Annotated in this window: 20 protein-coding genes and 1 pseudogene; 15 read left to right on the top strand and 6 right to left on the bottom strand. The window is 61.6% G+C overall.

Annotation, left to right across the window (positions count from 1 at the left end):
- Positions 1-65 precede the first annotated feature (65 nt).
- Positions 66-680, top strand: coding sequence for a TRAP transporter small permease (locus AB0T83_RS10410; RefSeq protein WP_366192966.1), 615 nt, complete (start codon positions 66-68; stop codon positions 678-680).
- Positions 677-1,966, top strand: coding sequence for a TRAP transporter large permease (locus AB0T83_RS10405; protein WP_366192965.1), 1,290 nt, complete (start codon positions 677-679; stop codon positions 1,964-1,966). The genes AB0T83_RS10410 and AB0T83_RS10405 overlap by 4 nt, the downstream gene beginning before the upstream one ends.
- A 760-nt stretch (positions 1,967-2,726) precedes the next feature.
- Here the strand turns inward: AB0T83_RS10405 and AB0T83_RS10400 are convergent.
- The 3 genes and pseudogenes from AB0T83_RS10400 to AB0T83_RS10390 form a co-directional block, all read right to left on the bottom strand.
- A pseudogene (locus AB0T83_RS10400) lies at positions 2,727-2,963 on the bottom strand (dihydroxy-acid dehydratase); the annotation flags it as partial.
- 523 nt (positions 2,964-3,486) lie between these two features.
- A complete protein-coding gene (locus tag AB0T83_RS10395) occupies positions 3,487-4,170 on the bottom strand; it encodes a GntR family transcriptional regulator (RefSeq protein ID WP_366192964.1) in 684 nt (227 codons plus the stop codon).
- A gap of 10 nt (positions 4,171-4,180) precedes the next feature.
- Positions 4,181-7,054, bottom strand: a complete 2,874-nt coding sequence (locus AB0T83_RS10390) for an FAD-binding and (Fe-S)-binding domain-containing protein (RefSeq protein ID WP_366192963.1) — start codon at positions 7,052-7,054, stop codon at positions 4,181-4,183.
- 136 nt (positions 7,055-7,190) lie between these two features.
- Between AB0T83_RS10390 and AB0T83_RS10385 the strand changes: the two genes are divergently transcribed.
- Entirely contained in the window at positions 7,191-8,357 is a 1,167-nt protein-coding gene (locus AB0T83_RS10385) for a pyridoxal-phosphate-dependent aminotransferase family protein (RefSeq protein ID WP_366192962.1), read from the top strand.
- 159 nt (positions 8,358-8,516) lie between these two features.
- Complete coding sequence (locus AB0T83_RS10380) at positions 8,517-8,936, top strand: GlcG/HbpS family heme-binding protein (protein ID WP_366192961.1); 420 nt, start codon at positions 8,517-8,519, stop codon at positions 8,934-8,936.
- A gap of 43 nt (positions 8,937-8,979) precedes the next feature.
- On the opposite strand, the gene AB0T83_RS10375 is transcribed toward AB0T83_RS10380, so the two are convergent.
- The 3 genes from AB0T83_RS10375 to AB0T83_RS10365 all read right to left on the bottom strand — a co-directional run bounded on the left by AB0T83_RS10375 (position 8,980) and on the right by AB0T83_RS10365 (position 11,425).
- Positions 8,980-9,804, bottom strand: a complete 825-nt coding sequence (locus AB0T83_RS10375; protein WP_366192960.1) for a sulfite exporter TauE/SafE family protein — start codon at positions 9,802-9,804, stop codon at positions 8,980-8,982.
- A 63-nt stretch (positions 9,805-9,867) separates the two neighbouring features.
- Complete coding sequence (locus AB0T83_RS10370) at positions 9,868-10,551, bottom strand: fumarylacetoacetate hydrolase family protein (RefSeq protein WP_366192959.1); 684 nt, start codon at positions 10,549-10,551, stop codon at positions 9,868-9,870.
- 184 nt (positions 10,552-10,735) lie between these two features.
- Entirely contained in the window at positions 10,736-11,425 is a 690-nt protein-coding gene (locus tag AB0T83_RS10365) for a FadR/GntR family transcriptional regulator (RefSeq protein ID WP_366192958.1), read from the bottom strand.
- A 204-nt stretch (positions 11,426-11,629) separates the two neighbouring features.
- Between AB0T83_RS10365 and AB0T83_RS10360 the strand changes: the two genes are divergently transcribed.
- The 11 genes from AB0T83_RS10360 to AB0T83_RS10310 all read left to right on the top strand — a co-directional run.
- Complete coding sequence (locus AB0T83_RS10360) at positions 11,630-12,487, top strand: fumarylacetoacetate hydrolase family protein (RefSeq protein ID WP_366192957.1); 858 nt, start codon at positions 11,630-11,632, stop codon at positions 12,485-12,487.
- Positions 12,488-12,558: 71 nt separating this feature from the next.
- Entirely contained in the window at positions 12,559-13,587 is a 1,029-nt protein-coding gene (locus AB0T83_RS10355; RefSeq protein ID WP_366192956.1) for an ABC transporter substrate-binding protein, read from the top strand.
- Entirely contained in the window at positions 13,584-14,393 is an 810-nt protein-coding gene (locus AB0T83_RS10350) for an ABC transporter ATP-binding protein (RefSeq protein WP_366192955.1), read from the top strand. The genes AB0T83_RS10355 and AB0T83_RS10350 overlap by 4 nt, the downstream gene beginning before the upstream one ends.
- A complete protein-coding gene (locus AB0T83_RS10345; RefSeq protein ID WP_366192954.1) occupies positions 14,390-15,256 on the top strand; it encodes an ABC transporter permease in 867 nt (288 codons plus the stop codon). The genes AB0T83_RS10350 and AB0T83_RS10345 overlap by 4 nt, the downstream gene beginning before the upstream one ends.
- A complete protein-coding gene (locus AB0T83_RS10340; RefSeq protein ID WP_366192953.1) occupies positions 15,246-16,322 on the top strand; it encodes an Ldh family oxidoreductase in 1,077 nt (358 codons plus the stop codon). The genes AB0T83_RS10345 and AB0T83_RS10340 overlap by 11 nt, the downstream gene beginning before the upstream one ends.
- Positions 16,323-16,489: 167 nt before the next feature.
- On the top strand, positions 16,490-16,696 hold the full coding sequence (locus AB0T83_RS10335; protein ID WP_366192952.1) for a hypothetical protein: 207 nt from the start codon (positions 16,490-16,492) through the stop codon (positions 16,694-16,696).
- 44 nt (positions 16,697-16,740) lie between these two features.
- Positions 16,741-17,667 carry a TAXI family TRAP transporter solute-binding subunit gene (locus tag AB0T83_RS10330; protein ID WP_366192951.1) on the top strand — a complete coding sequence of 309 codons (927 nt, stop codon included), beginning with the start codon at positions 16,741-16,743 and terminating at the stop codon, positions 17,665-17,667.
- A 119-nt stretch (positions 17,668-17,786) separates the two neighbouring features.
- Positions 17,787-19,214, top strand: coding sequence for a TRAP transporter permease (locus AB0T83_RS10325; RefSeq protein ID WP_366192950.1), 1,428 nt, complete (start codon positions 17,787-17,789; stop codon positions 19,212-19,214).
- A 21-nt stretch (positions 19,215-19,235) separates the two neighbouring features.
- Positions 19,236-19,571: a hypothetical protein gene (locus AB0T83_RS10320; RefSeq protein ID WP_366192949.1), complete on the top strand. Its 336-nt coding sequence runs from the start codon at positions 19,236-19,238 to the stop codon at positions 19,569-19,571.
- A 60-nt stretch (positions 19,572-19,631) separates the two neighbouring features.
- On the top strand, positions 19,632-20,219 hold the full coding sequence (locus tag AB0T83_RS10315; RefSeq protein ID WP_366192948.1) for a cupin domain-containing protein: 588 nt from the start codon (positions 19,632-19,634) through the stop codon (positions 20,217-20,219).
- 57 nt (positions 20,220-20,276) lie between these two features.
- A partial coding sequence (locus AB0T83_RS10310; protein ID WP_366192947.1) for a GntR family transcriptional regulator occupies positions 20,277-20,577 on the top strand: 301 nt, incomplete at its 3' end.

The raw sequence follows: 20,577 nt of genomic DNA, 5'->3' as shown, positions 1-20,577 counted from the left end.
AAGGGGGCCGCCGACATGAGCGGCCTCCTTTTTTAAATGTTTGAACCTGAATGCCGGGGGGTGGAATGTCGAACACACAAGCCGAAAAGCCGACTTTCTTTGGCTATGCGGTCAGAGAGGGTCAGCGGAAGATCACCGACGAACTCCCGCCGGTCTTCGGGTACCCGCTGAAGTTCGTGGCCTTTGTCATGCGGGTGATCGTGACATTCACCGGGTTTCTCATGGCATTCACCTTCGGCGCCGTTGTGGTCATCCGATATGGCTTCGGAGGCGATCTGTTTGCCTATGAAGAATGGCTGCTGGCCATCAGTATCGTCGGGTTCTTTGCGGGCGCGGTTCTGGCCTCGTCGCGCAATCTGCACATCAACGCCGACATCCTTGGCATCGTGCTGCATGATCCGAAGCTGATCTGGTGGCGCGGGTTCATCGTGCTCGTGATCGAACTGATCGTGATCCTGTTCCTTTTCTATGCCTGCTACGTGTCGTTGCTGGACGACTTCGCGTTCCCGCGCTTGCGGGCAACCCCCGTGCTGCGCATTCCCTTCGTGTCCTGGCGGATTGCCATCATGTGCGCCTTCGGCTTCATGGCGCTGTTCACCTCTGCCTATCTCTACGTTCACATCCGCAAAGGGCTGGGCCTTCCGCTCCGATCCGACACCTTGAAGGAGGCCCAGAAGTGATCATCACAGGAAGTCTTATTATCGTATGCGGGATGCTGCTTCTGGGTGTCAGCGTCTATGTGGCGTTCGGCGCGGTCCTGATGTTCATCGCGCTGGTCGGGGATCAATCGATCACCGGCTACCTGCCCACCGGCTCCACCGGCATCCGGTCCCTGGTGCTGCTGGCAATTCCGCTGTTCATGATCGCCGGTGGCATCATGGAAAAAGGACGGATCGCAGCGCCGCTGGTAGCGCTGGCCGAACTGTTCATCGGTCACATCAAGGGCGGTCTCAGCGCTGCGGCGGTTCTGGCCTGCGGGGTGTTCGGGTCGATCTCGGGCGCCGCCAACGCGACGCTGACCTGCATCGGCTCGATCATGATGCCGCATCTGCGCAATGCCAACTACCCGCGCGGCCAATCGGCGGCGCTGCTGGTCTGTGCAAGCCCACTGGGCCTTCTGATCCCGCCCAGTTCGTCACACATCCTGTATGGCTGGATCGCCCAGCAGCACGTGCTGAAATGCTTCCTGTCAACGGTCATTCCGGCGATCATTCTGATCACCCTGCTGATCATCACCAACCAGTTCATGCTGCGCAAGTATGACAATATCGAGTTGAAAGAGCGTCCCAAGCCCTTCCTGCCCACACTGGGCCAGCAGGGGCGCCTTGCCGGCCCGGCACTGATGATGCCCTTCATCATTCTGGGCGGCATCTATGGCGGCATCATGACCCCGACCGAGGCCGCGGGGATTGCCGTGGTCTATGCCATCCCGGTTGCGATCTATTTCTACCGCGGCCTGACCTGGAGATCCCTGGCGCAGACCATCCAGAACTCGGGTGTGACCATCGGTGTCGTCATGGTGATGATCTTCATGGTCCTGATCGTCTCGGACAACCTGATCGCCCAGGGCGCGCCGCAACTGGCCAAGGACATGGTCTATTCGGTGTCGGACAATCCGATCGTCATCCTTCTGATGATCAACGTCGTCATGATCCTGATCGGGATGCTGATGGACGACATCTCGGGCCTGCTTTTGGCAACTCCGATCCTGTTGCCGATCGCACAGAGCACCGGCATGGACCCGATCCACTTTGCCGCCGTGATCGGTGTCAACCTTGGCATGGCCAATATCACCCCCCCGACAGCACCGCTGCTCTACCTCGGCGCCCAGGTGTGCGACACGCCGGTGTCGAAGATGCTCTGGCCGACCCTGTTGTTCATCGTCTTCGCCTGGCTGCCGACGCTGATCCTGACGACCTTCATCCCGGGGCTGGCGCTTTGGCTACCTAATCTTCTGCTCGGCTGACCAGCGCACCCCTCAGACGCAAAGGGGCGCCCGATTGCCGGGTGCCCCTTTGTTTTTGCGGGTGCGGTCGGTCATGAACCGCCACATCCGGGTTACTGGACGATCATCCAGGAATGAAGGCCGATGAACGCTGCGGTTGCTGCGACAAGCGAAGCGATGCCGACGATATCTGCTGCACGCCGTGTCATGGTGGTGCTCCTGAAGACTACGGATTTCGATATGCTGCACATATGACTGCCGACCCAAGCTGGCTACCAGCACTTCATGCATAGGCGCCATGCGCTGTTGGCAGACCCGGGCAGTCTCCGAGAACGCGGTTTGCGTCCATCGACGCCGACTGTGCAATCCCGGATGGCCATCGCGGTATGGTTTCAACGCTTCGACAGGCCTTCTCCCCGCGAATAGGGCCGGTTTGATTTGGAGTTTTCCGATTGGGTTTGATTGTTGAGCCGCAGCATGGAGACCGCAAGAATCTCAAACTCTGTCGCGGTATTTTTGTGCAGGAACTCCTTTGGGGATAGGTAGGCGAGCGCTGCATGCGGACGCGTGGTATTTTAGAGATATCGCCACTTCCCGATTTCGTCTCGGGCGTCGCGCAAAGAGATACAGATCATCATCGCAGGTTGCTGAAAGCGCTCCACCACCGGACGCCCCCATTTTGCACGGACCACCGCCTACCAGCACCCGAATCCATCATCCCGATGGAACCGGGCTTAACTTGCACGAACAATCAAACAGGACCAGTCACCTCGGATCCCGCCTATCGCCGCCCAGGCACCGCTCGCTGGCTCAACGGCTGCACAAGTTCCCGGTAGAGCCGGAGCCACCCCGGTCTCTCGTCGCAGAGGCGCACCATATGGCCGCGCAGGCGAATGCCGAGGTCCAGCCGCCGGGCGTTCATGTCGATCACCACCGGGTCGCCATTCTGCACGATCGCCAGCGGACCGCCCTCCGCAGCCTCGGGCATGACCTGTCCTTCGGTGATGCCGCTGCTGAGGCCGGAAAGCTCTTGACCTGAGACCCCGCATGGGCAGGCGTGGGACGTGTGACGACGGAACCGTAGCCGCGAGCTTCTTCCAGCTCCTGAAACGGGTACGCATCCGAGGTCGAACCGACCGGCGAAACGCCCGGCCGGAGGTGTTCGCCGACATCGAAAGCCTCCACACTCCGATGCGCAAGGACTTGAACAACGGCATGCCCTCGCCCGTTAAGTTCGCAATCAGATAGCAGAAACTGATCCCGGTGGGTGTCTGGGAAACTTGGGCCAACTCAGTCAGACGTATTACAGTCCGCTGAAATGGTCGCCTCCGTCAAACTCATCGCTACGCTCTCCCTTGTAGCATGAGCAGGTTTTCACTGGGTCAATACAATCCCTCAGGGAGCTGTCGGACGGCATGGGCTATGCCATCTGGCGACTCTGTCCCGCGCCATGCGGCGCTGGTCCGGACAACCCGCCAGCGCGCTTTTTTCGCCACCGATAAAGTCGTCAGCGATCGGCGCCGGGTGCCCCCCAGTTGGTGTTAGTTCTCCAGGTCTTCGTTGGCTTGGTCCTCGATCGCCTTGATGTGCGCGGCGTACTTGTTCAGCATGTGCAGCTTCATCACCTGACCAAGTCCTTCGCCGTCTCGAAGGCGCAGGGCTTCCATCATGCGGCCATGTTCTTCGATCGCCTGCGCCCAGCGGTCGTCGGACAGATTGACCATGAAGCGCGCGCGGCGCACCCGTGCCGCCAAAAGCTTGTGATGTGCTTCCAGAATGTCGTTGTTAGCGGCATGGATCAGGGCCTGGTGTATATCCTGGTTGGCCTGGAAATACGATGGCCGATCCCCTGCCTTGAAGGCCTTGACCATCGCAACGTGCCGCTCTTCGATCCATGTCATGCCTGCGGCATCGATATGCTCGCAAGCCAGTTCCCCGGCCAGTTGTTCGAGGCGCGCAATGACCGGAAAGGTGTTCTCCAACTCTTGCCGTGTCACAACTGCGACGCGGGCACCGCGGTTGGCTTGCAACACGACGAAGCCTTCCGACGCGAGCACCTTGAGCGCTTCTCGCAGCGGTGTGCGCGACACACCGAAGGACTCGCACAGCTCTTTCTCGGGCACCTTCTCGCCGGGCTTCAACGCGTCTTCCACCACGAGGTTGCGCAGCCTGTCGACGAGTTCTTCGTGCAGTGTAGGCCGTTTGATGGTTTCGGTCAGGGGCATGGTTTTCAACCTATTCGTCAATGGCCTGATCCAGCAACCGGGCAAGGTGCATCGCGCGGCGCGGGGTGCCATCGGCGATCTGGTGGCGACAGGAGGTACCGTTGGCGACGACAAGCGCGGCTTCCGGGGCCGCCGCAAGCGCCGGAAACAGATCGAGGTTCGCTATCCTGTACGAGACGTCGATGGTGTCGGGCGCATAGCCGAAGGCGCCCGCCATGCCGCAGCAACTGCTTTCGATCAGGGTAACCTCTGACTGCGGAATCCGGTTGAGCAGGTCGAGCAAGGGCGTCACAGCGTCATGAGCCTTTTGATGGCAATGGCCGTGGACATAGATCGGCTTGTTCAGGGGCTTCAGCGGCAGGTCGGGCCGCTGGACAAGGAACTCCTCGAAGGTCAGCGCGGACTGCGCCAGCGCCTCTGCCTCCGGGCCCGGACACAAGCCAAGGGATTCATCGCGGAACGTCAGAATCGACGAGGGCTCAAGCCCGATCAACGGGATGCCCTTCGCGACAGCCACCTTCGTCGTGTCGATCACCCGCGCCACCTCGGCCCTTGCCTCTTCGACACAGCCGACGGCCAGAAGCGTTCGCCCGCACTCCAGCGCCCGGCCCGAGTCATCTTGCGCAACCGCGACCCGCAGACCTGCTGCACGCAAGACGCGCACGGCGGCGCGCAGGTTTTCCGGCTCGAAATACCTGTTGAAGATATCGGCGAACAGCAGGACATCCGGGTTAGCATCCCGCGCCTCGTCATCGCGGAAAGGGTTTGAAGACCACTCCGGAAGATCGCGGCGGTGCGAAATGCCGGTGAGCGCTTCCGTCAGCTTGCGCACCGGCCCGATCCTGTTGCGCAGGTTGATCAGCCACGCGAATTTCGCAGCCGTTGCCGCATAGCGCGGCAGGTAGCCGACCATCTTGTCGGCCAGCGTCATCCCCCGGTCCTTGCGCCGTGCGGCCAGCACTTCGATCTTCATGCGCGCCATATCCACGCCGGTGGGACATTCGCGCCGACAGCCCTTGCAGGACACGCAGTACTTCAGGGTGTCGGCCATCGCATCGGATGCCAGCCCGCCGGGCATCTGGCCGCTGATCGCAAAGCGCAGGGTGTTGGCGCGTCCGCGCGTCGCATCACGCTCGTTGCGGGTGGCGCGGAAGGACGGGCACATGACCCCGCCCTTCAGCTTGCGGCAGGCACCATTGTTGTTGCACATCTCGACCGCGCCCTGAAACCCGCCCCCGGCACCCGGCCATGCCGACCAGTCGAGCACGGTTTTGAAATCGGGCACAGCGTAGTCGGGGCCATAGCGAAAGACCCGGCGGTCATCCATGGCCGGCGCCTGTACGATCTTTCCGGGGTTCATCAGACCGTTTGGGTCGAAGCGCGTTTTCACCTCTTCAAAGGCCGACACGATGCGCGCGCCGAACATCTTCTCGTGGAATTCCGAGCGCGCGATCCCGTCGCCATGTTCCCCGGAATGCGAACCCTTGTAGCGCTTGACCAGATCGAAGCACTCCTCCGCGATCGCCCGCATGGACTTGACGTCCTTGTCCTGCCGCATGTTGAGGACGGGACGCACATGCAGACAGCCGACCGACGCATGGGCATACCATGTGCCCTTGGTGCCGTGCCGCGCGAAGATCTCGGTCACGCCTTGGGTGTAGTCGGCAAGATCGGGCAGCGCGACGGCGCAATCCTCGACAAAGGAGATCGGCTTGCCCGCCTCTTTCATCGACATCATCACGTTCAGGCCCGCCTTGCGGTATTCGGCAATGGCGTTCTGCAAGGCGGCGTCAGTCACCGGAACGACGCCGCCCCAACGGTCGCCCGCACCGGAAAAGGCAAAGCCGTGATCGCCCATCATCTGCGCCAGTTCTGCAAGCTTGGCGGCATTGGCCTCTGCACTGCCGTTCGCGAATTCGACAAGAAGAAGCGCGGCAGGGTCGCCTTCGACGAAGGCCTCGATGGTCTTGCGGAACAATGGGATCTCGCGGCCCAATGCAATCATCGTGTCGTCGATCAACTCGACAGCCTGCGGTGTCAGCGTGACAAGATGCTGTGCGGCCTCCATCGCGGCATAGAAAGTCGGGAAATGGCAGACGCCGATGACCTTCTCTCCCGGAAGATGGGCCAGGCTCAACTCAAGCTCAGTGAAATAGGCCAGCGTCCCTTCCGAGCCGACCAGCAGATGCGCCATGTTCACATCCGCGCCGGTCAGCGCGTCTATGTTGTAGCCGCCCACCCGGCGCTGCACGGCTGGAAAGCGTGCGGCGATTTCATCCGCCTCGCGCCGTCCCAAGGCACGCATGTCGCTGACCAGATCGGCATAAGGCCCCAGCGCAGGATCATCCCGGTTGAACTGCGCTTTCGTCCCGTCCGGAAGAATGGCCGAGATCGCACGCACGTTGTCCCGCATGATGCCATAGCGCAGGGACTTGCCGCCCGATGAATTGTTCGCGGCCATGCCCCCAAGCGTGCAGCGCGAGGCGGTGGAAGGATCGACCGGAAACCACAGACCGTGCGGCTTCAGCGCCCGGTTCAACTCGTCCAGAACCAGGCCGGGCTGCACCCGTGCGGTGAGGCTTTCGGTGTCGATGTCCAGGATGTGGTTAAGGTGGCGCGTGTTGTCCAGCACAATGGCGCGGTTGACCGTCTGCCCGCATTGCGACGTGCCGCCACCACGGGGAAGGATTGGCGTGCCCTCTTCGCCCGCGATGGTCATGGTCGCCTCGATGTCCCCTACCGACCGTGGCACAACCACGGCCTCTGGCACCATCTGATAGATCGAAGCATCGGTTGCATACCGCGCACGCGCAGCGGCATCGGCCATCACATCGCCTGCGACAGCGGCACGCAAACGGCTGGAAAGACGGGTATTTTCACGCATGAGTCTGTGGGCCTCCCCCATCGTGGCTTTGATTTCATTGCCGAATTTGACGGTTGACTGAATTATGAATTCATAATTACATTTTGACAACAGTTGATCGCGCCGACCATCGGCGCCTGGGAGAGGATCAAATACGATGCGTCAGGCTGGAAGGCATTTCTTGCAAATTCCGGGGCCAAGCGCGGTGCCCGACCGCATCCTGCAGGCCATCGGCCAGCAAACCATTGACCATCGGGGGCCGGATTTTGCCGCTGTCGGCAAGAAGGCTCTTGAGGGGATGAAGTCGATCTTCAAGACAGATCAGAATGTGTTCATCTTCCCCTCCTCAGGCACCGGCGGGTGGGAGGCCGCGCTGGTGAACACGCTGTCACCCGGCGACAAGGTTCTGATGTTCGAAACCGGTCACTTCGCAGCGCTGTGGAGCAAAACGGCGCGCAAGATCGGGTTTGAGCCGGAGCTTCTGGAAGGCGACTGGCGCGGCGGCGCCGAGCCGGACCGCATCGAAGCACGGCTGCGGGCGGACACCCGCCACGAGATCAAGGCGGTTTGCGTGGTCCACAACGAAACCTCGACGGGGTCAGTGTCGCCCATCGCCGAAGTGCGCAAGGCCATCGATGCCGCCGGGCATCCGTGCCTGCTGATGGTGGATTCCATATCCGGCCTGGCCTCGATCGATTTCCGCTTTGATGACTGGGGCGTCGATGTCTGTGTGTCCGGATCGCAAAAGGGGCTGATGCTGCCTCCGGGGCTGAGCTTCAACGCGGTCAGCGCGAAAGCGCTGGAGCATGCGAAAACCACCACGATGCCGCGCAGTTACTGGGATTGGCACGACATGGTGGGTCCGAATGCGACCGGCTATTTCCCCTATACGCCGGGGACCAACCTGCTCTACGGCCTCAATGAAGCCATCGACATGCTGCACGAGGAAGGCCTGGACAATGTCTTTGCCCGCCATGCCCGCCACGGGGCGGCGACACGGGCGGCGGTTCAGGCCTGGGGGCTTGAAACCCTGTGCGCGCGTCAAGGCCAGGAATCTGGCGTGCTGACGGCGGTCATGCTGCCCGACGGGCATTCGGCGGATGCCTTCCGGGCGACGACCCTCAAGCATTATGACATCTCGCTGGGCAACGGGTTGTCGAAGGTCGCCGACAAGGTGTTCCGCATCGGACATCTTGGGGATTTCAACGACCTGATGCTGATGGCAACGCTGTCGGGCGTTGAAATGGGACTGGCCAAGACTGGCATTCCGCACCAATCCGGCGGGGCGCAGGCCGCGATGGAGTATCTCAAGACACCGCACTGATTGCGGAACACCGCAGAAAATACCTCTGAAATGGAGTATCATGGGACGGGAAAACCGCTCTCTGCCCCGGTCCTTCCTGGACCAATTCCACTGCCCAAAGGTGTCCCCCGCGCGCCGTCCATCTGCGCGCGGGCCACCTGATTTCCAGAAAGCCCTGACATGAACCTCGACTTCGCCAATGCCCTGATCGCCGCAGCCCTGGACCATCGCCGTGCAAATGACATGAACCCGCTGACAATCGCCGTGATCGACGCTGGCGGGCATCTTGTGGCGCTGCAACGCGAAGACGGCACCAGTAATCTTCGCCCCGAGATCGCGCAGGGCAAGGCCAAAGGCGCGGTTGCCATGGGTCTGGGATCCCGCGCACTTTTTACTCGCGCGCAGGAACAGCCGTATTTCATCGACGCGATGAACGCGCTCAACGGGGGCCAACTTGTTCCGGTTCCCGGCGGCGTCCTGATCGAACGCGATGGCGTTCTGATCGGGGCCATCGGGATCACCGGCGACAGTTCGGACAATGATGAACGCTGCGCAGTCACGGCTATCGAGCAGACCGGATGCACCGCCAAAACCGGGTAGGCCCTGCCCCGCGCAACGCCCCCCCGGATCGGCAAGGCGCCTTCTACCACTCCACCGCTTTCCGGATCATGTTCAGCGCCATGAAGATCAGGAACATCGCGAAGTACCGCTTCAGCGGTCGGGGGTCTGCGCGATGCGCCAGCCGGACTCCCAAGGGTGCTGTCAGCAAGGTCATCCCCACGATGATTGCAAAGGCAATCAGGTTGACCACGCCGACCGTGTAGGGCGGCAGGTCAGTTGACGGCGGATTGACGAACAAGAACATCACTACCGACGGCACAGCGATCAACACGCCAAACCCGGCCGCAGTCGCAACGGCCTGATGAATTGGCCGACCAAACAACGTCTGAAGCGTGACCCCGAAGGCACCGCCCCCAATGCCCATGACAACAGACAGCCCCCCGACGGCCACGGCCAGACCATTGCGCAGCGCGCCGCGTGGCATGGCTTTGCCCAGACGCCAACTGTCCCGCGACAGCAGCATGTAGCTTCCGACCAGCAACGCCAGAACGCCGAAGACGCCTTGCAGAACAGAAGTGCGCAGAACGGTGGTTACGGAAACGCCAAGGATGGCCCCCGCCACGATACCCGGTGCCCAACCTTTCAGGATGTCCCATTGGACAGCACCCTTCCGGTTATGGCTGGCGACCGACCGAAACGAGGTCACGACGATTGTGGCAAGCGACGTCGCGATGGAAACCTGCATGATGTAGTCGCCCCCGTAGCCCAGGGACGAAAACGCATAGTAGAAGGCCGGCACAAGGATGATGCCGCCACCGACGCCCAGCAGGCCGGCAAGCACGCCGGCCATCGCACCGATGGCCACGAGGAATGCCAGCAATGGCACCGTTTCAGATAGGTCGGGCACGCTTGCTCCCCAAGGCTGCGCCACAAGGGTCAAGGCGTGCCACGACCCGGAGTCGTGGCAGGGTCACACGACCTTGACGTTCAGGGTCCCGACACCTTCGATCGACGCTTCCATGACGTCGCCGCTGACCACTGCGTTCACACCCGAAGGCGTGCCCGCCATGATGACGTCACCGGCTGCCAGATCAAAATACTCCGACAGGTAGGAGATCATTTCCGGCACCTTCCAGATCATCTGGTTCAGGTCGCCTTCCTGCCGCAATTCGCCATTCACCAGAAGCGCCACACGCCCCTGATCGGGATGACCGACAGCCGAGACAGGGCGCAACGGGCCGACCGGACCCGAACGCTCAAAGGCTTTGCCGATCTCCCACGGACGCCCCATTTTCTTCATCTGGCCTTGCAGGTCGCGGCGGGTCATATCAAGCGACACGCCGTATCCCCAGACATGGTCCAGCGCTTCGTCCAGCGGAATATTCGTGCCGCCGGATTTCAAGCCGACCAGCAGTTCCACTTCGTGATGCACGTCCGAGGTATGCGGCGGATAGGGAAACTCCCCCGACGCATCCAGGTTGTTGGGGTTCTTCTGGAAAAAGAACGGCGGTTCACGATCGGGATCGTGGCCCATTTCCACGGCATGCGCTGCGAAGTTGCGGCCGATGCAATAGACGCGCCGCACCGGGAAGTCTCCACCACCCTCGGTCGGGATGACATGCACCTGCGGCGCGGGAATCACATAATCGGACATTACTTTCCTCCTGAGCGTTTGATTTCCAGGTTCCGGTTTCGGAACCGTCGAACCGATGGGGACACACGTCGCACTCCACCCGGCTTGACGCGGCCAATGTCATTTTATTCGAAGCGTATGCGCGGGATTTGCAAGCCGTCGCAACCGCCGCAATGCCAACCATTTTCGCGATTGGTTCAAGCTGTCAGTGCGGTCTGTCGTCCTCCGAAACGCTCTCGGGCAACACGCGAGAGTACACGGAATGCAGATGACGCCGCATTGCGCTGGCAGCAAGATCCCCCTCTCCGGCAGTGATGGCCTCCACGATCTCGTCGTGCTCGCGGAAACTGGAATAGTTGGCATCCGGCCCGTAAGTTTCACGCGGCTGTCCCCAGACAATGGATCGCCGCACCGAGTTCAACGTTTCAAAAAAGTACAGGAACAGCTGGTTCTGCGTGGCGCGGGCGATTGCGTGGTGCAGGTTGTTGTCCCACGCCTCATAGGTGCGCCAATCCACGGCGTTCCGGCACTTGTCGGCGCAGAGTTTCATCTGTTCGCGGTCGGATTTTCGGGCGTGCAATGCCGCCAGTCGGCTGAGTTCCGGTTCGACATTCAGGCGGACCGCCACCACCTGTTCGGGCTTAATCAGGTCGCGCAGATAGGTAACGTCCTGAAGATTGAGCACGGGCCGCGCCCCGACAAAGGTGCCCCGCCCAACATGGCGCCAGATGCGGCCCTGGGCTTCGAGTTCGGACAGCGCCTTGCGCATCTGGTTCCGCGTCGTCCCCAGCCGCTTGCATAGTTCGCGTTCGGGCGGGATGCGGTCATTGTGCCGGTATCCCGCGTTGTCGATGAGGTCGCGCAGTCTCTGCGAGAGGTCGTTCGTCTCGGCCATTTGTCCGCCCAATTCGGTGATTGGTTGATTGATCCAATCTCTGACTCGTTCAAATTATATGCAAGGAGTGTGGCGGTGAGTCGCAGGCTTTCTTGCGTAACCGCTACAGAAATCAGCACGAGGGAGGATTGCCGAGTGCGACTGGCAACAGTTTCCGTGGACGGGCAAGAGGTTTGCGCCGCGGTTTTGAACAACGAGAAATTGATGGATATCGCTAAGGCGGCGCAGGGTCTGAAAGGTCCCGGCGCCGACGCGCTTCAAGCGGCCTCGATGCTGGGCCTTATCGAAGGCGGGGCTGATGCGCTTTCGGCGCTTCGGGAACTGGTGGCCGACGCCGAGGCCGGCAAACACACCGACGCCATTGTCCCGGCGGACGCCGTGTTGCAGGCGCCGATTCCGACACCGCGAAAGAACGTCTTTTGTGTCGGCCGGAACTATGCCGAGCATATCGCGGAGGGCGACCGGGCTCAGAAACAGAACGTCGGCGTGACCGAACATCCGGTCTTCTTCACCAAGCCGCCGACCTCGATCGTGCCACCCGATGGTGACGTCCTGATCTTTCCGCAGGTGTCCACCAGCATCGACTACGAGGTCGAACTGGCTGTTGTGATCGGCAAGCCCGGACGGAATATTTCCAAGGCAGACGCCATGGATCATGTGTTCGGCTACACGATCCTGAACGACATCACCGCGCGGGACATCCAGCGCCGTCACGGTGGCCAGTACTTCAAGGGCAAGGGGCTCGACGGCTCCTGCCCGCTTGGACCCTGGATCGAAACCGCAGACGCGATTGCCGATCCGCATGCACTGTCGATCGGGCTCAAGGTCAACGGTGAACAGCGTCAGGAGGGCAAGACCGCGGACATGATCTTCGACATTCCGACCCTTATTGCGGCCTTGTCCGAAGGGCTCACGCTGCAACCTGGCGACATCATCGCCACCGGCACCCCGTCGGGCGTCGGCTACGCCATGGACCCACCGAAGTTTCTCAAAGACGGCGACACGGTGGTTTGTGAAGTTTCAGGGATCGGCACGCTCAGCAACTCTGTGCGCGCCGTATAAGGGTCTCTTCCTCGCCATCGCGTGGCTTGAGGGAAAGATACATCAAAGGACCAATGGGAGGACCTAACACCATGATGAAAAGAAGAGCATTTACAGCCTCGGTGCTGGCGGCCGTGCCGGCAATGTGCCTGATGGGGGCAACCGCCTTCGCGCAGGACTTGCGCGAGATCACCTTCGTTCAGCCAAGCCCGTCCGCGATCAACTCGTTCCCGGTTTTCGTCGCGATAGGCGAAGGCTATTTCGCAGAAGAAGGACTGGATGTGACCGTCGAGGCCATCAACGGCTCTGGCGCGGTCCTGCAGGCCTTGTCCGCAGGTCAGGCCCACTTCGGACGCCCTGGACCCGGCCCGCTGATCGCCGCCCGGTCGCGTGGTGTGGACGCCGTGCACATTTACAACGTGGCGGCCCGCAGCAACTTCGGCATCTCGGTGGAGGAAAATTCCGATTACCAGAACATCGAGGAACTGCGCGGCAAGATTATCGGCACCGGCACCGCCGATGGCGCAGAAGTGGGCTTTGCCCGCAACGTGATGAGCAGCGCGGGCATGATCGCTGGCGAAGACTTTGAGTTCCTCACCGTCGGCGATGGCGGACCCGCAACCGCCGCCTTCCTGAACGACGAAATCGAGGCCTATTCCGCCTCGACCGCCGACACCGCCATCCTGAACCAGCGCGGCATGAAGGTTCGTGACATCACGCCCGCCGAATTCGGACGCTTCTTCGGCAACGGTATTGCAACCATGGCCGACACCATTGCCAACGACCGCGAACTGGTCGAGGCCTGGAGCCGGGCCTTCGCCCGTGGTCACGCCTTCGCACTGGACGATGCCAATCGGGAAGCCGTGCTGGCGCATCTTGCGGCTGGCAACCCGCAGGAAGGCGAAGATCCAGAATTCCAGTCGGCTTTGTTCGATGCTGTCCGCTCCAAGACGATCCCGCCCGAAGGCAGCCCGCATCTGGGTTGGTATCCGGCAGAGGTTTGGGCCGAATGGCAGGATGCCCTTGTGGCCGGCGGCGAGATTTCGGCACCGCTCGATGACCTGGATGCGGCCTGGACCAACGAGTTCGCAGCCATTGGCAGCGAGGCCGCCGGCGGATGAACGCTGAATTGGCAACTGATTACTCCGGCGCGCCTGTAGGCGCGCCGATTTATGAGCTGACCAATGTCAGCAAGACTTATGCGCGCAACCTGGTGGTCGCGCTGGAGAAGGTCGATCTGACCCTCAAAAAGGGCAGCTTCACGTCCGTCATCGGATCGAGCGGCTGCGGTAAATCCACCCTTCTGAAAGTCATGGCAGGTCTGATTCCGCCCACCCAGGGCCGGGTCGTCCTGCAGGGCAAGCCTGTGACCGGCCCCCGCCGCGACATCGGGATGATGTTCCAGCAGGCGACCCTCTTTCCATGGAAGACCGCCGTCGAGAACATCGTGCTGCCGATCGAAATCCGCGACGGCAAGGCCGCCGCCAAGAAAGCCATGGACAAGGCGCATGAGCTTCTGGACATCGTGGGACTGAAGGGGTTCGAAAACGTCTATCCGAATGAGCTGTCGGGTGGCATGGCGCAACGCGCCTCGATCTGCCGGATGCTGATCACCGAACCTGCCGTGCTGCTGCTGGATGAACCGTTCAGCGCACTGGATGAGTTGTCGCGAGACATGATGAACATGGAATTGCAGCGCATCTGCATGGAGCAGAACGCGACGGCCTTCCTCGTCACACATTCCATTCAGGAAGCCGTGATCCTGTCCGACGACATCGTCGTGATGAAACCGCGTCCGGGCCGGATTGCCGAGATCGTGAAGGTCGACCTGCCGCGCCCACGCACGCTCGACATGATGACGACGCCGAAATTCGGCGAAATCGTGGACCATATCCGCGGCATGCTGGACAAGGGAGAGGACATGTGACCGAGTTTCAGACCAATCAGCCCGCCGACGTAGAGACGGTGCAGGACACTGTATGGGTCCAGGAAATCGCCTTCATCGACTCCGTTCCGCGTTCCATCGCCATGACATTCGTCTTCGTGATGTTCATCGGCACCTGGCAACTGGTAACGAGCTTTGGACTTGTGTCCCCGATCATCCTGCCAACCCCGCTGGAAACGTTGAACGACATGATCTTCGTGGGCAAGAACCTTTTGACCGGCGGCTACATGCTCACCTCGCTCTGGATCACAATCAAGGAAGTGATCTATGGTTTCGCGCTGGCCATTGCGATCGGGTTCTCGCTGGGCGTTCTGGTCGGGGAAACGGCCTTCGGCGAAAAAGCCGTGATGCCGTATCTGGTCGCGATCGACACGATGCCGAAGGTGGCATTCGCCCCACTTTTCGTCGCCTGGCTAGGCTTTGGCATCGAATCCAAAGTCGCCCTGGCCGCTTTCATCGCGACATTCCCCATCGTCGTGGGAACTGCGGCCGGTCTGCACGCTGCGGATGAAAACGCGCGGATGCTATTCAAGACCATGGGGGCGAGCCGGATGCAAACCCTGATCAAGATGAAGCTGCCCACGGGCCTACCGCAGATCTTCACAGGTGTGAAAATCGGCGCCGTCGGCGTCATGGCCGGCGCCATCACGGGGGAATTTCTGGGTGGCGGCAAGGGCTTTGGCGAGTTGATCCGGGTCGCGGCCTCGCAGCTCAACACCCCCCGGGTGTTTTCGCTGATCCTCTATCTCAGCCTTGTCGGACTGGCGTTGTACCTGCTCGTGCAGTGGACCCAGCGCAAGGTTGTCTTCTGGCACAAGGAAAGGGTGGGCGCTGGTGAGCACTGAGCTTTCTCCCATTGCCGTCAACCGCCTGCGCGCGTTCGTTGCGCAGGCGCTCGGATCGCGCGGCGTCGTCGTGACGGATGCGGAAACGGTCGCTTCCCTCATGGTTGAAGCGGACATCTACGGCTACGGCACCCATGGCGTCTTTCGTCTGCGCCAGTACCTTGCCCGGCTTGCGGGGGGCGGCTGCAACCCGGCCCCCAATATCACCGTCGCACAGGAAACCGTCGCCACGGCGGTGATCGACGGGGATGACGGTCTGGGGCATCTGTCCATGGCCGCCGCCCGCGATCTGGCCATCGAGAAGGCCAGGGCGGTCGGTGTCGGTTGGGTGGGCGTGCGGCGTGGCAACCACGCAGGCCCGCTGGCGCTCTATGTCCGTCCGCAGGCCGAGGCTGGGTTGCTGGGCTTTTCGGCCGCCGTGGGCAGTGCCAACCACGTGCCCCCCTATGGCGGCACGGATCTGCTCATCGGCACCAATCCGATAGCTTTTTCCGCACCTTCCACCGGGCCTGATCCCTTTGTCTTCGACATGGCGACCACTGTCGCTGCCATGGGCAAGATCAAGACGCTGTTGCAACAGGGTGAACCCATGCCGGAGGGCTGGATGGTTGGCCGCGACGGGCAACCCCTGACCGACCCTGCCCGCAAGTCCGAAGGCTTCCTTCTGCCAATCGGCGGTCCCAAGGGGTACGGATTGTCGCTTGCGATCGGCCTGCTGGCCGGGGTGCTGAACGGCGCGGCCTTCGGGTCAAACGTGGTGGATTTCACCAAGGATACGACGTCTTCCACGAACACGGGGCAATTCGTCGTGGCCATTGACCCGGCAGCCTTTGGGCTGAACGGCGATTTCGCGGAAGTCGCGGCTCGGGTCTTTTCCGAGATGCGCGCCTCTACCCCGCTGCCCGGCCATGACCCTGTGCGCATACCGGGGGATGGCAAGACCGCCATGGCCGAGATGCGCCGCAAGACCGGGTTGACTCTGAACCCGGCCCTGCGCCGGGATCTGAACGCCTTGGCGGCGGATTGCGGGATTGCCCTGCCCTTTGCGGACGACAAGATCGGCTAAAAGCTTCCGTCCTGGTCCCGAATACCGCAAGATTGGTCCCGAGATGTGATCTTCAACCGACTGTGCAAGCTGCGGAGAGCCGAAGGTCATTTCCCGGCAACGGCGGTACTCCGGCTCAGGACCAAGCGATCCGCTCCAGGATCAATGTGCCCTGGAAAACAGCGGTCATGGCTGACGAAAGGCACCGCAGTGACCGTGCAATGGTATTGGCAGCATCAGCGACACTGGCCAAGGCCTGCGGCACAACGTGGTTGGCCATTCCAACCTGTGCATCCACGGGTTCCGGAACACCGTCGCTCTTCCAGTCATTCAGCAAGTCAGGTCCTGAAGAGCAGACTTCTGCCGCCGTCAATAAAATCGATATTTTAATTTAATTGACTATTTATCGATGCCGTCCTCTTGTCAGGGAGGACTACACATGCGTTTCACCATCAAATATCTAGCATTCTGCACCGCAATGGCGGTTTCTGCGCTTGGTGCCCATGCCGAGGAATACCGGATCGGAACCGCCAGCGTTGGCGGTGCCTTTTTTCCCATCGGTCAGGGGATTTCGAACCTGGTCAACAAATACTCCGGTAGCGATATCACCATGGTGCCCATCGTCACCCAGGGCTCGGTCCAGAACCCGCGCCTTGTGGCGATGGGCGAGGTCGAACTTGGCATCACCAATGCCAACCTTGCCGCCGATGCCGTGGCCGGACGCGGTGCCTATGATGGCAATCCGCTTGATCTGAAGGCACTGGGGCCACTGCACCCGTCTGTGCTGCACATGGTGGTGGCCGACGGGTCCGACATCCAGAGCTTTGCTGATCTCAAGGGCAAGCGCGTGGCGGTCGGCCCGGCGGGCGGTGGCACCATGGGCTTTCTGCAGAACATCCTGCCGGTCCATGGCATGACCCTTGACGATATCACGCTCAGTTTCCTCAGCTACGGCGATGGCTTCAGCCAGTTGTCCGATGGGAACGTCGATGCGGCGCTTTCCCTGTCTGGTTATCCGGCGGCGGCGGTGATGCAGGCCTCCGCTTCGGGCAAGTTGCGGATGATCGCCAAGGAAAGCGATATGCTGGCCCAGGTTATGGCCGGAAATCCGGCCTACAGCACATACGAAATCCCGGCCGAAGTCTATGACATGGCCGGCCCCGCGACGGTGCTGGGCGTCACCAACATGTTGATCGTGCCGACCGATATGGATCCCGCCATCGTCGAATTCATCGCTGCGGCGGTCTACGATCATCTGGACGAATTTGCGGCGGAAAACGCCAATGCCAAGCAGATCGACAAGGCGCGCGCGCAGCAACTCTCGATCGGGTTGCATGACGGTGCGGCCGTGTACTTCTCAAAATGATCCCGCGGGCGGGGCTTTGGCCCTGCCCCCTTTCCCTGGCCTCCCAATCCGGAAGGAAGGCACCATGACGGAACTGCGCGACATTCTCACGCCTGTGCGGGCACTCTCAGTGGTGGCCTTTGGCTTCGGCCTATCATCTGCTGATCGTGTCCGGCGTGATTTCCATGTCGACCATGGAAATGCGCCTCACCCATCTGATGCTGGCACTGTTCCTGTTGTTTGCCCGCAAACCCAAGACGCCTGCGTTAAAAGGCAACCGGATCGCGCAGGGTGTGGAGGCCGTGCTGATCGGGGCCGCCCTGCTGGCCAGCATCTGGCTGTTGAGCCGCTGGAAGGCTATCGCCTTTTCCGGTGGCATGACCAACCAGCAGGACTACTGGGCCGGGCTTGTCATCGTGGTGCTGGTGTTCGAAGCCGCGCGTCGTGGCATCGGCTTGATCCTTGCCGCGATCACCCTGACCTTTTTCATCTACCCCTTTGTCAGCCCCATGCTGCCGGGCATCCTGAATGGCCGAGGCTACGGGCTTGAACGGGTCGTCACTTTCCTGACCACAGACACGCAAGGGATCTACGGTATCCCGATCGGGGTTGCGGCCACCTACATTGTCACCTTCACCATCTTCGGCGCCCTGCTCTCGCGGCTTGGTGCGGGCGATTTCTTCTTCGAGATATTCTTCCGCCTGACCCGGGGCATGCGCGCGGCTTCAGCGAAATCGGCGGTGCTGTTTTCGTCGCTGATCGGCATGGTATCCGGATCCGCGGCAGGCAATGTCGCCGTCACCGGAACGCTGACCATCCCGTTGATGAAACGCGAAGGCTACCAGCCGCACGAGGCCGCCGCCGTGGAAGCCGTGGCCTCGACCGGTGGGCAGATCATGCCGCAGGTGATGGGGGCTGCCGCCTTCATCATGGCCGAGGTTGTGGGCGTGTCCTATACGGAGGTGATGGCCACGGGCCTTCTGCCCGCGCTGCTGTTCTTCACCACGGCCTTTATCGTCGTTCACCTGCGGGCCGTGCGCAGCAAGATCGAACCAGTCACCGCCCGCTCAACGGATCCTCGCTCCACCGCCCGTGTCCTATGGGACGGGATGCCCTTCATCGTGGCCTTCGTGCTTCTGCTGGGCATGATGTTGCTAGGGTACTCCCCCTTCAAGGCGTCGCTTTGGGCGATAGTCGCGATGATCGCCGTCACGGTGCTCTGGACCCGTCGCCTTGACCGTAAGTTGATCGGCCGGATCGCGGGGGCTGTCACCGAAGGCGCGTCCAACGTTGTGACGATCTCGGCGGCTTGCGCGGCTGCTGGGATCATCGCCGGGGTGCTCGGCCTGACTGGCCTTGGCTCAAAGATCGCCGTGCTGATCGATCTAGGCTCGGGCAGCAATCTGGTGATTGCGCTGGTGCTGACCATGGTGGTGTCGATCATCCTTGGCATGGGCCTGCCGACCACCGCCGCCTACCTGATCCTGGCCACCGTGGTCGCCCCGGCGCTGGTGAAGATGGGCGTTCCCGTCCTGACCGCGCATTTCTTTGTCTTCTATTTCGGCTGACTCTCGACCATCACGCCACCCGTGGCACTGGCCGCCTATGTGGCCGGAGGGATCGCGGAGGCGGATATCAACAAATGCGGCTGGACCGCCGCCGCCTATGCCGCGCCCAGTTTCCTTTTGCCTTTCGCCTTTGCCTTCGGGCCCGGTTTGCTGCTTCAGGGCGATCTCGTCCAGAACCTCGCCGCCGTGATCACCGGAACTCTTGGGGTGATGGCCATTGCCGTGGCGGTGATCGGCGTACTCATCCAGCCGCTTGGGCTTTCGGGTCGGCTGGTGGCCGCGCTGGCGGGGGTCCTCCTGCTGTTTCAGGATTTTACCACCGCCGCAGCGGGCATCGCATTACTGGGCGGCCTTTAAGCCATCTCCAGGTTTCGCGCAGAGCAGCGCACCGTTTAGGACAAGCAAAGGACCAAAGCCATGAAGGAATTTCGCCGCGTCGTCACCGGGCATGATGCCATGGGAAAAGCGATCATCGAGAGCGATACGACTGCCACGCAGTATCTCGAACGGCCCAACCGCCCCGGCGTGCGGCTGACCACCTTCTGGATCTCCAATGGCACCCCGGCCGAATACGACGGTGCCACCGAAACCTGCACCGGCGAATTCATCCTGCACCCGCCCGCCATGGGAAGCGTGTTCCGCTGTATCGAGTTCCAGCCGGAAGATCCCGAAGTGATAGCTAAGCTCGATGGCCCTGCCGCCTTTGCCGAGATGGGGGCTGCGGCCAATATCGTGCAAGGCGCGCGCCATCCCTTCATGCACCGCACCGATAGCGTCGATTACGCGCTGGTTCTGAGCGGCGAGATCTGGATGCTGATGGATGAGGAAGAAGATGACGTCTTGCTCAAGGCCGGCGACGTAGTGATCCAGCGCGGCACCAACCATGCCTGGTCAAACCGGGGCACCGAAACCTGTATCATCATGTTCGTACTCAATGATGGCGTCACACGGCGCGATGCCGAAGGGCCAGAACGGACCGGCATCCCAACCCGGTCGGGTGGATGATCCTCGGCGCACCGCCCGTGGGATTGCTCGGGTGACAACGCAAAAGCCCGGATGTTCATGATCGAGCCGCTTCCAGAGACCTCTTCCGCCGCACCGCCAGCCGCCGTGTCTGCCACGCAGGGCGCCTATCAGGCGATCCGCCAGATGATCATCACCGGCGAGCTGGCTCCGGGCGAGAAGCTGAAGATCGAGCATCTCAAGGACCGGATGAACACCGGTGCCTCGCCGATCCGCGAGGCGCTGACCCTGCTGGTCTCGGACCAGCTGGTCGAACGGCTAGGCCAGCGCGGCTTTCGCGCAGCCCCGGTCAGCCAGGAGAATTTCGGCGAGATCCTGAAACTGCGCTGCGCGCTGGAGG

Source organism: Meridianimarinicoccus marinus (assembly GCF_040689105.1).
Classification (GTDB): Bacteria; Pseudomonadota; Alphaproteobacteria; order Rhodobacterales; family Rhodobacteraceae; genus Meridianimarinicoccus; species Meridianimarinicoccus marinus.
This window is presented reverse-complemented; position numbering and strand designations above follow the sequence as displayed.